This is a genomic window from Shewanella sp. 11B5 (assembly GCF_002836795.1).
In the GTDB taxonomy this organism is placed as follows: Bacteria; Pseudomonadota; Gammaproteobacteria; order Enterobacterales; family Shewanellaceae; genus Shewanella; species Shewanella frigidimarina.
Map to the genome: position 1 here is coordinate 1 of NZ_PJAP01000707.1, position 1,952 is coordinate 1,952.

Annotated in this window: 2 protein-coding genes; both read left to right on the forward strand. The window is 35.2% G+C overall.

All coding sequences use genetic code 11. From position 1 onward, the window contains the following. Positions 1-749 (forward strand): DUF4145 domain-containing protein (locus tag CXF78_RS15585; protein ID WP_102037299.1); only part of this gene is annotated, 749 nt, incomplete at its 5' end. Between the two features lie 725 nt (positions 750-1,474). Then, positions 1,475-1,952, forward strand: a 478-nt coding sequence (locus CXF78_RS15590; RefSeq protein ID WP_219622082.1) for an ATP-binding cassette domain-containing protein, incomplete at its 3' end; no start/stop codon positions are given.

The following is a 1,952-nucleotide window of genomic DNA, read 5'->3' on the forward strand; positions in this document are numbered from 1 at the left end:
ATATTCCTGAGTGGACTTGCCCTACTTGTTCTCGAGGTATATTACAGTTGTCAGGAAGTTTATGCTTAGAAGATACTGCAAATACAATTGCTGGTAGAAAGCATGAGTCATTTGAGCCAGAGTATAGTGAATATAGCGTTCAGGGTATGCTCAAATGTAATCGGCCAAAATGTTCAGAGACAATAATGATGGTAGGAACCGGTTTTTGTGAGCATGACCAAGAAGTAATTAATGGAGAGTTAACTCAGTGTTTGTTAGATTACTGCAAGAAGAGATTCTTTCAGCCACATTTGAATATTTTTGAAATTCCCGAGTATGTACCAAAAGACGTTGTTAATATGTTGAATTTATCTTTTGCTTTGTTTTTTTGTGACAGTGACTCTTGCGGAAATAGGATTAGAGCAAGTATTGAAAAGGTACTAAATCACATAGGAAGCCCATCGACGCGTGTTACTACTAGTAGTAGTCGAATTAAAACCATTTCACTTGGGGATAGGATAAAAGCACTGACTTCCGATTATGAAAATATTAAAGATTTGCTATCTGCTATCCGTATTATTGGCAATGAAGGCTCACACAGCGAAAGCTCGCTTAGTAGGCAGGATACGATAGATTCATATCTGATGGTTAAATTCATTTTGGACATTTTATTTAAACCACAAGTTGATACGGCTGAAGTTTACCAATTAGCTCGCCAGCGTATTGATGAAAATGAGGCTAATCAGCAAGCTGAACGAGCGCCAATGTAATTCACTTGAAGCTATTTATTAGTGCATTTTACTTGAACTACTCTTGTCACTAATAATGCGGTCAAGTACATTAATACTAATAGCTTGCCGAGCTCGATAATTTTGTTATAGCTACATCATTTTTTCTGAGCTCATGAGAAACGCTTGCTTGTTAATTCATCACAATGAGAAATACCTGCTCTTGCAAAGAATTTGAACAGGTGTTTTGCACCCCGTTAAACTGTTGATGTTAATCAATATTTTCGACAGGTTTCAAATCCGTCCACCGGTACCATATTCTAAATGATCAAGCCTCGATTATTACCGGAGCTTTTTGTGTCTTAATTTTGAAGCTATAAAGCTATAAAGCTATGAAGGTTTTAACAGTCAATCTTAAAATGCTTTTGATCCCAGGTAGAGGTCAAGATGTGACGCATTTGTGCCCCAAACTGAGTTACATTGAGTAATTAGGCCTAGATAAATAATCTATCAATTGACTTCGTCTTACTGAATTCACAACTTTATAAACCTGACAACCTTCAGCAAGACTTAGGATTCTATGTTGTTTCCATTAACAGTGCTCGTTTTTTCTTCTCTAGCCTGATAGAATTCTTATTAATCAATAACTTTTAAAAATTCAGCTTGAGTTATGCGTTTATGACATGTGCATGTGCTTTCTGCCAAAATTATGCGTCTCTGCACTATATGACTAGCAACGACTTAACTATTAATAATGGAATAATTTGATGGTTAAAAATCGAGGCTTTAAAATAAAAACAGTAAAATTTGGTGGGAATAGTTTTGATTTGACACAAGATAACGGGTCAACTGACAATATTTTCACCATTATTCTGGGTAAAAATGGTTGTGGTAAAAGCAGACTCTTGAAACAAATCTCAACCAATTTTGCTATATCAGATCAATTTTTGAGAGAAAACCCTGATAATTGGTTATCAATATGCAATGTTCCTAGTGGTAAAAATACAGCTGAATCATTTCTATATAGTATCAACGATATTGAAATTAAAGCGGAAACATTACATAAAGAACTTGCTGGAGCCTTTTATTCAAATGTTGAAGTGAGTGATTATAAAAAATGCTTCCCTACGGAGTTAATATGCGTATCAACAAGTCCCTTCGACAGATTTCCCGATGAAAACAGAGCTCCTTTAAACAGAAGCGTAAAAGATCATGAAGTAAGTTATCCTAGTATATACAGTTATA